Origin of the sequence: Pseudomonas sp. PS01303 (genome assembly GCF_029959385.1) — a bacterium.
GTDB lineage: Bacteria > Pseudomonadota > Gammaproteobacteria > Pseudomonadales > Pseudomonadaceae > Aquipseudomonas > Aquipseudomonas rustica.
Map to the genome: position 1 here is coordinate 1 of NZ_JASCPK010000208.1, position 7,806 is coordinate 7,806.

Below are 7,806 nucleotides of genomic sequence, written 5' to 3' on the forward strand. Positions count from 1 at the left end.
TGGCAGGCGAAACACATATCCCCTTTAGGAGTGAGCCTGCTCGCGATAGCGTCCGTTCATTCAACATGTGCATTGACTGACCTGGCGCCATCGCGAGCAGGCTCACTCCTACAGGAACTGCGTTTGCCCGAACCGACAGGCCCCAACAGTAAATCAAGCCGAGGCGTTTTGTGAGCAGGTTTTTCCAAATCAGGACTATGGTCTAACGGGTTGTCCATCCGTCCATTTGCGTAGACCATGTGCGCCTTGGTTTTTTGCCTGTGCCAGAGTTCTTTGTCATGACTGCCAATTCCGCTGCGCAACCCGCGCCGTTCAGCCGCTCCGACTACAAGACCCTCGGCCTTGCAGCCCTCGGTGGCGCGCTGGAAATCTATGATTTCATCATTTTCGTGTTCTTCGCCCTGACCCTCAGTCAGCTGTTTTTCCCGCCGGAAATGCCCGAATGGCTGCGCCTGCTGCAAAGCTTCGGGATCTTTGTCACCGGTTACCTGGCGCGGCCTCTGGGCGGGATTCTGATGGCGCATTTCGCCGACCGCATGGGGCGCAAGAAAGTCTTCAGCCTGAGCATCCTGATGATGGCGCTGCCGTGCCTGCTGATCGGGATCATGCCGACGTACGCGCAGATCGGTTATTTCGCGCCGCTGTTGTTGCTGGCGCTGCGCATCCTGCAAGGCGCGGCGGTCGGCGGCGAAGTGCCGAGTGCCTGGGTGTTCGTCGCTGAACATGCACCTGCTGGCCATCGCGGTTATGCGCTGGGCTTCCTCCAGGCCGGGCTGACCTTCGGTTACCTGATCGGCGCGTTGACCGCGACGTTTCTGGCGCAAGTCTTCACCCCGGCAGAAATCCTCGATTACGCCTGGCGCTATCCGTTCCTGCTTGGCGGTGTGTTCGGCGTGATCGGCGTCTATTTGCGCCGCTGGCTGAGCGAAACCCCGGTGTTCATGGCCATGGAAGCGCAGCGCGAGGCGCGCGTCGAACTGCCGTTGCGCACGGTGTTGCGCGAACACCGACTGGCGATGCTACCGGCGATGTTGCTGACCTGCGTGCTGACCTCGGCGGTGGTGGTGTTCGTCGTCATCACGCCGACCATGATGCAGAAAACCTTCGGCATGACCGCCAGCCACACCTTCGGCCTCAGTGCATTGGGCATCGTCTTTCTCAATGTTGGCTGCGTGATCGCCGGGTTGCTGGTCGACCGCATCGGCGCCTGGCGCACGGTCATGCTCTATAGCCTGTTGCTGCCGCTGGGCATTGCCGTGCTCTACGGTTGCCTGATCAGCGGCGGCGACTGGATCGGCATCGCCTACGCCATCGCGGGTCTCGCCTGCGGCGTGGTGGGCGCGGTGCCCTCGGTGATGGTCGGTTTGTTCCCGGCGCGTATTCGCGTGTCAGGCATTTCCTTCACCTACAACATTGCCTACGCCGCGTGGGCAAGTATCACACCGCTGTTGCTGATCGGTCTGATGCCGTGGAGCCCGTGGATCTGCGTGATGTTCTGCGCGGTGATGGGCGCGGTCGGTATCGTCAGCGCGGCGTATTTCGGCGCGCGGATGCCGCGCACGGGACAATGTCAGGTAGCCGGAACTGCCTGACAACGTACGTCCGAACTATTTTTGACTGAGGAGTCTCAAGCGCTCTTCAGAAACGCTGCGCAAGGCCGATGGTTAGGCTGCATCCCGCTCTCTAACCTGTCCATCGGTACTTTCCCATGTTCAACAAACGCTTGAAGCAAGAGCTGGCCGCTCTTCGTGAAGAACTCTCCAGCCTTGTGCAAGTAAAGGAAAGCCTGGAAAGCGAGATGCTGGTGCTGACCCTTGAGCCCGACGGCCGGGTGCAGTCGGTCAATCAGAACTTCCTCAGTGAAATGCTCTACAAGAGCCACGATCTGATTGGCCGCGCGATCGAAGACATCGTTCCGGCCCACGTGAAGTCCGATGAGTTTCATCAGCGCTTCAAAAACGCCATGAACCGTGGCGAGCATTTCGCTGGCGCGATTCGTTTGCTGCGCGGCAATGGTGAAGAGGCGTGGCTGCGCTCGATCGTGCAGCCGGTGCGCACGTCGGATGGGCGGATCAAGAACATCTCGATCTACGCCAGTGACCTGACGCGCACCATCGAAGCCTCCCGTGAACACGAAAACCTGATCGGCGCGCTGGTGCGCTCCACCGCCGTGATCGAGTTCGATCTCAACGGTAATGTACTGGCCGCCAATGATCGTTTCCTTAGCGGCATGGGTTACAGCCTGGCGCAGATCAAGGGCAAACATCACCGGATGTTTTGCGAGCCGCAGGAGTACAACAGCGCCGAATACGCGAACTTCTGGCGTCGCTTGAACAACGGTGAATTTGTCGCCGAGCGTTTCAAACGGGTCGACAGCCATGGTCGTACAGTCTGGCTGGAAGCGTCCTACAACCCTGTGGTCGATGCCAACAACAAACTGTACAAAGTGGTGAAGTTCGCCACGGTGATCACCGATCAGGTCAACCGCGAACAAGCGGTCGCTGAGGCCGCCAACATTGCCTACAGCACCTCGCAACAAACCGACAGCACGGCGCAGCGCGGTACCACGGTGGTGACCGAGGCGGTCAATGTGATGCGCGAATTGTCGCGACACATGCAGACGGCGGGTGAGGGCATTGAAGCGCTGAACGAGCAGTCGCTGGTGATCGGCACCATCGTCAAAACCATCAGCGGCATTGCTGAACAGACCAACCTGCTGGCGCTGAACGCGGCGATCGAAGCGGCGCGTGCCGGTGAACAGGGGCGCGGTTTTGCCGTGGTGGCCGATGAAGTGCGGCAACTGGCTTCGCGCACCAGTCAGGCGACGGACGAAATTGTTGGCGTGGTGCGGCAGAACCAGGAAATGGCGCGCAATGCTGTGGCCCTTATGACTGACGGCAAGCTGCAGGCCGAACAGGGGCTGGCGCTGGCGGCAGAGGCGGGCACGGTGATTGTCGAGATTCAGGACGGTGCGCAGAAAGTTGTGAACGCGGTAGGCCAGTTCGCCAATCAACTTTCCAACTGAAGATCCATCCAATCCCTGTAGGAGCTGTCGAGTAAAACGAGGCTGCGATCTTTTGATCTTGATGTTGAGGGCCAAGATCAAAAGATCGCAGCGTTCCGCAGCTACAGGTTTTTCACCAGCAGATATTTCGTTGCTGGCGCTACAATCGGCTCCTTTTCTCCCCGGAGCAGATCCCCATGAGCGCCGACCATCGCCGCCCGGTTCCCCTCAACAAAGCCTACCGTTTGCTCAACCATGGGCCGACCGTATTGGTCAGCGCCGCCCATGACGGCCAGCGCAATATCATGGCTGCCGCCTGGGCGATGCCACTGGATTTCGAGCCGCCGAAAGTCGCCGTCGTACTCGACAAATCGACCTGGACGCGACAGTTGCTCGAAGCCTCGGGCACCTTCGTCCTCAACGTTCCGTGTGCGCAACAGGCCGATATCGTGCAAACCGTCGGTAACACTTCCGGTCTGGACATCGTTGGCAGTCAAAGCCGCGACAAATTCGAAGCGTATGGCCTGCAAACCTTCGCCGGGGAGCTTGTTAAGGCGCCGCTGCTCGACGGCTGCGTCGCCTGGCTTGAATGTCGTTTGTTGCCGGAGCCGCACAATCATCAGCAGTACGATCTGTTCCTCGCCGAAGTGATTGCCGCGCACGCCGATGCTCGCGTGTTTAGCGAAGGGCGTTGGCATTTCGATGGCCACGATTCATTGCGCACGCTGCACCATGTGGCGGGCGGGCATTTCCTCACCATTGGCGATGCTTTGGATGGCAAAGTGCTGGAGGCCAATCCATCGAAATGAAACATAAATTAACGTTTTGCAGTAATTAATTATTGTTTTGCGATAATTTAATCGTCTATGGTTTGTCTCACATTCAATCTGTGAGGCTTTCCATGACTTCCGTTTCTCTCGCGCAATTCAGCCGCCGTATGGCCACGATCACGTTGCTGCTGATCATCCTGATGCTGGTACTCAACGCTGTGGTCTGGCTGTTCCCGACGTTGGCCAGCAAGGATGGTTTGGGCCTGGGGTTCGCCTTGAGCGATCGTCAGCTTTCGGACATGACCAGTGCCGCCGCAGTGTTTCCGTGGTGGCAAACATTGGGCGCGATCGTGCTGTCGAGTATTCCTCTGATCGCGCTGGCGTTTGGTTTGAAGTCGCTGCGCCGTCTGTTCCAGTGCTACGCCACGGGAGAGTATTTTTCCGCCGAAGCCGCCGGTCATCTGGGCAAGGTCGGGCGCGCCGTGGCGCTCTGGGTGCTGCTGGATTTTCTTTGCGAGCCGATACTCAGCTTGTGGATTACGCAAAATGCGCCCGTGGGCGAGCGAATGGTGACCTTAAGCGTCACAGCGTCCACCTTCGTCGCGCTGTTCATGGCCGGCTGTATTTCGATCATTGCGCGTATCCTGTCGCAGGCCAGCGAAGTGGATTCCGAAAACCGTACTTTTATTTGAGATCGCTATGTCTATCGTGATTCAACTGGACGTGATGCTCGCCCTGCGCAAGGTCAAATCCAAGGATCTGGCCGCCGCCATCGGCATCACCGAAGCCAATCTGTCCTTACTCAAACAGGGCAAGGTCAAAGGTTTGCGTCTGGCGACCCTGGACGCCATTTGTGAATACCTCAACTGCCAACCCGGCGACTTGCTGATCCGCGTGCCGGAGGGCGAACCGGCTGTTTAAAAGCACTGCCCAACCCATGGCAAAACGCGGTGGGATGTTGCAAGGTGTGGGCATTGTCGAATCAATCAGGCACATGCCCCATGGATATCTCTGCCGTGAGCTACCTCGCTCCATTGCTGTCGCTGGCGCTGTTGTGGACAGTCGCCGTGGTCACGCCGGGGCCGAACTTCTTCAACATCGCGCAACTGGCCGTCAGCCGTTCGCGACGCCATGGCGTCGTTGCCGCACTGGGTGTGGCCAGCGGCACGGTACTGTGGGGACTGGCCGGCGGCTTGGGCATCCAGTCATTGTTCAGCGCTGCTCCGACGCTGTACCTCAGTTTCAAGATCGCCGGTGGTTGCTACCTGATCTACCTCGGCCTCAAGCAATTCAAACGCAAGGCTGCCATCGCGCCGGGCACCGTGGACGCGTCGCAGCAAACACTGCGCGGCGCCTATGCCCGAGGCTTTCTCGGCAACATGACCAATCCGAAATCGGCACTGTTTGTCGCCACCATCTTCGCTACCGCAATGCCGGCACACATACCGCCGTTATTGCTGGCGCTGGCGGTACTGACCATGGCCACGCTGTCATTCAGTTGGTATTGCAGCGTCGCACTGTTTTTCGCCAGCCGCCGGGTGGCGAGTGTTTACGAACGCTCGCGTAAGTGGCTGGATCGACTGGCCGGTGGTTGCTATTTGCTTTTTGGCGCACATTTGGTGGCGAGTCGTTGAGCGCATTGGGTGTATCTGTCTCAGGGCAAGTCGAGAGGAAAATGCTTCGCTTCGTAGGCTTCGATCAAGGTGATCATTACCTCGAAGTAATCCCCTTCAGGCGTACCAGGTTCAGGTTCATTGTCGAAAAGTGCGGAAACGTTTTTGAGCGCCGCACGGTAGTCTTCTTCGGTGTGAATCGGACGCATGTTCATGGGGAAAACTCCATTTCAACGAACGGACTCACTCTACCTCTGCGTACAATTTTCAGGGGTAGGAAAAGGCGACATGACATGGCCGAAGCTTCCGTTCCCGCATAAAAAAAGGCCTACCTCCCGGTAAGCCTTTTCCGTCTTGCATGTAAGCCTCAATCCCCCAACGCTTCCCCTTCACGCCGTGGATCCGCGCCACCTTCCAGCGTTGCATTGCCCTGCGCATCCTTGACCCGAACAATCGCTTGGGTGCCGCTGGTCATGTCGATTTCATTCAACGCATGCCCTTTGTCCTTCAACGCCTGAATCAGCGCCGGGCTGAATTGGCCCTGTTCCAGTTCGGTCGGGCCGTTGCGGCTGCCGAAGTTGGGCAGGCTGATGGCGCTTTGTGGGTCGAGATTCCAGTCGAGCAGGCCGATGGTGGTTTTCGCCACGTATTCGATGATCTGCGAGCCGCCCGGTGAGCCGACGCTGGCGAGGAATTCGCCGCTGTTGCGATCGAAGATCAAGGTCGGTGCCATCGACGAGCGTGGGCGTTTGCCGGGCTCGACGCGGTTGGCGACTTTTTGGCCGTTCTCTTCAGGGATAAAGGAGAAGTCGGTCATCTGGTTGTTGAGCAGAAAACCCTGAACCATCAGGTGCGAACCGAACGCTGCTTCGATGGTGGTGGTCATCGACACGGCACCGCCGAGGTCATCCACCGCGACCACTTGTGACGTCGAGATGCGCAGTGGCGAACGATCCGGTGCGTAGGCCACTTGCACGCCCGGTGGTGTGCCGGGTTTGGCGGTGCCCATGCTGCGCTCGCCGATCAGGCTGGCGCGGCTGGCCAGATAACCCGGGTCGACCAGGCCTTTCACTGGCACCGGAACGAAGTCGGTATCGGCGACGTATTGCGCGCGGTCGGCGTAGGCCAGACGTTCAGCTTCGGCGATCAGGTGCACCGCTTGTGGCGCGGGTTCGATGCCGGCGGGTTTGTCGGTTTTCACTGGTTTCAGCGGCGTGAGCGACAAGCGCGGATCGCGGGTTTCCAGCGCCTGCAAGGTGCCGAGAATCTGCGCCACGGCGATGCCGCCCGACGATGGTGGCGGCATGCCGCAGACTTGCCAGCGCTTGTAGTCGGTGCACAGCGGCGCGCGTTCTTTGGCTTGATAGTGCTGAAGATCGTTCAGCGACAGGCTGCCCGGGTTGGCGTGGCCCTGAACCTTGGCGACGATTTCTTCAGCGATCGGGCCTTTGTACAGCGCGTCGGCGCCTTCGTTGGCGATGCGTTTGAGCACGGCGGCCAACGCTGGATTCTGCAAGCGTGTGCCGACCGTTTTGACGCTGCCATCGGCATTGAGGAAATACGCGGCCATGTCCGGCGAGTTGCGGATCACCGGATCAGATTCCAGCAGCGAATGCAGGCGCGGGGAAATCGCGAAACCTTGTTCAGCGAGTTTGATCGCCGGTTCAAACAGCTTGGCCCATGGCAGGCGACCGTGTTGTTTATGCGCCATTTCCAGAGCGCGCAAAACGCCAGGAGTGCCGACCGAGCGCCCGCCGATCTGTGCTTGCGGGAACGACATCGGTTTACCGTCAGGGCGCAGAAAGAGTTTCTCGGTCGCACCGGCCGGCGCGGTTTCGCGACCGTCATAGGTGCGCACCTGTTTACCGTCCCACAGCACGATCATCGCGCCGCCACCGATCCCGGAGGATTGCGGCTCAACCAGGGTCAGCACGGCCTGCATCGCAATCGCTGCATCAATCGCCGAACCGCCCTGACGCAACATCTCGCGACCGGCCTCGGCAGCCAGTGGATTGGCAGCGGCGGCCATGTGTTTGCTGGCGTGACGGGTTTGCAGATCGGTGCGGAAACCCGACGCGGCTTCCGGTGCCAACGGCATGACCGATGAGGGCGGGGCGTTGCACGCGGTGAGGGTCAGGGCGCTGATGATCAGCGTCAGGGCAGGCAGGCGAAAGCGGCTCAAGGGCAAGGCTGAAAACACGCGGGCTCTCCGTCCGTGGATTAAAAGTCTGAGGGACTCTATCGACCGGTCGGTCGAGACGCAAACCGATGGGCATTTTTGTCTTTCTTTTCAGGGCGGATGTTCGCTAGGGTCAACCTCAACTGATGGACCATAACGACTCCCTGTAGGAGTGAGCCTGCTCGCGATAGCGTCATCACATTCAACATCATTGCTGACTGATCCAGCGCTATCGCGAGC

The 7,806-nt window shown here is 59.3% G+C and carries 7 protein-coding genes and 1 pseudogene; 6 read left to right on the top strand and 2 right to left on the bottom strand.

The genetic code is table 11. From position 1 onward, the window contains the following. The first annotated feature begins 278 nt into the window (after nucleotides 1-278). The 6 genes from QMX93_RS28750 (at nucleotide 279) to QMX93_RS28775 (ending at nucleotide 5,408) form a co-directional block, all read left to right on the top strand. On the top strand, nucleotides 279-1,592 hold the full coding sequence (locus QMX93_RS28750; protein WP_282358936.1) for an MFS transporter: 1,314 nt from the start codon (nucleotides 279-281) through the stop codon (nucleotides 1,590-1,592). A 116-nt stretch (nucleotides 1,593-1,708) separates the two neighbouring features. Next, on the top strand, nucleotides 1,709-3,025 hold the full coding sequence (locus QMX93_RS28755; protein ID WP_282358937.1) for a PAS domain-containing methyl-accepting chemotaxis protein: 1,317 nt from the start codon (nucleotides 1,709-1,711) through the stop codon (nucleotides 3,023-3,025). A gap of 176 nt (nucleotides 3,026-3,201) precedes the next feature. Continuing rightward, nucleotides 3,202-3,813: a flavin reductase family protein gene (locus QMX93_RS28760; RefSeq protein WP_282358938.1), complete on the top strand. Its 612-nt coding sequence runs from the start codon at nucleotides 3,202-3,204 to the stop codon at nucleotides 3,811-3,813. A gap of 92 nt (nucleotides 3,814-3,905) precedes the next feature. After that, a complete protein-coding gene (locus tag QMX93_RS28765) occupies nucleotides 3,906-4,466 on the top strand; it encodes a DUF2975 domain-containing protein (RefSeq protein WP_282358940.1) in 561 nt (186 codons plus the stop codon). A gap of 7 nt (nucleotides 4,467-4,473) precedes the next feature. After that, on the top strand, nucleotides 4,474-4,695 hold the full coding sequence (locus QMX93_RS28770) for a helix-turn-helix transcriptional regulator (RefSeq protein ID WP_053123815.1): 222 nt from the start codon (nucleotides 4,474-4,476) through the stop codon (nucleotides 4,693-4,695). 80 nt (nucleotides 4,696-4,775) lie between these two features. Then, nucleotides 4,776-5,408 (top strand): LysE family transporter, encoded by a 633-nt coding sequence (locus tag QMX93_RS28775; protein WP_282358943.1) that lies wholly within the window; start codon nucleotides 4,776-4,778, stop codon nucleotides 5,406-5,408. 23 nt (nucleotides 5,409-5,431) lie between these two features. On the opposite strand, the pseudogene QMX93_RS28780 reads toward QMX93_RS28775, so the two are convergent. After that, nucleotides 5,432-5,602 (bottom strand): annotated as a pseudogene (locus QMX93_RS28780) (transcriptional regulator); the annotation flags it as partial. A gap of 152 nt (nucleotides 5,603-5,754) precedes the next feature. Next, nucleotides 5,755-7,587, bottom strand: coding sequence for a gamma-glutamyltransferase (ggt, locus tag QMX93_RS28785; protein ID WP_282358945.1), 1,833 nt, complete (start codon nucleotides 7,585-7,587; stop codon nucleotides 5,755-5,757). Between the last annotated feature and the right edge of the window lie 219 nt (nucleotides 7,588-7,806).

Bases quoted from the DNA above. Each gene is read 5' to 3' on its own strand.
- QMX93_RS28765 (WP_282358940.1), top strand. From the start codon at position 3,906: ATGACTTCCGTTTCTCTCGCGCAATTCAGCCGCCGTATGGCCACGATC.
- QMX93_RS28760 (WP_282358938.1), top strand. From the start codon at position 3,202: ATGAGCGCCGACCATCGCCGCCCGGTTCCCCTCAACAAAGCCTACCGT.
- QMX93_RS28770 (WP_053123815.1), top strand. From the start codon at position 4,474: ATGTCTATCGTGATTCAACTGGACGTGATGCTCGCCCTGCGCAAGGTC.
- QMX93_RS28750 (WP_282358936.1), top strand. From the start codon at position 279: ATGACTGCCAATTCCGCTGCGCAACCCGCGCCGTTCAGCCGCTCCGAC.
- QMX93_RS28775 (WP_282358943.1), top strand. From the start codon at position 4,776: ATGGATATCTCTGCCGTGAGCTACCTCGCTCCATTGCTGTCGCTGGCG.
- QMX93_RS28755 (WP_282358937.1), top strand. From the start codon at position 1,709: ATGTTCAACAAACGCTTGAAGCAAGAGCTGGCCGCTCTTCGTGAAGAA.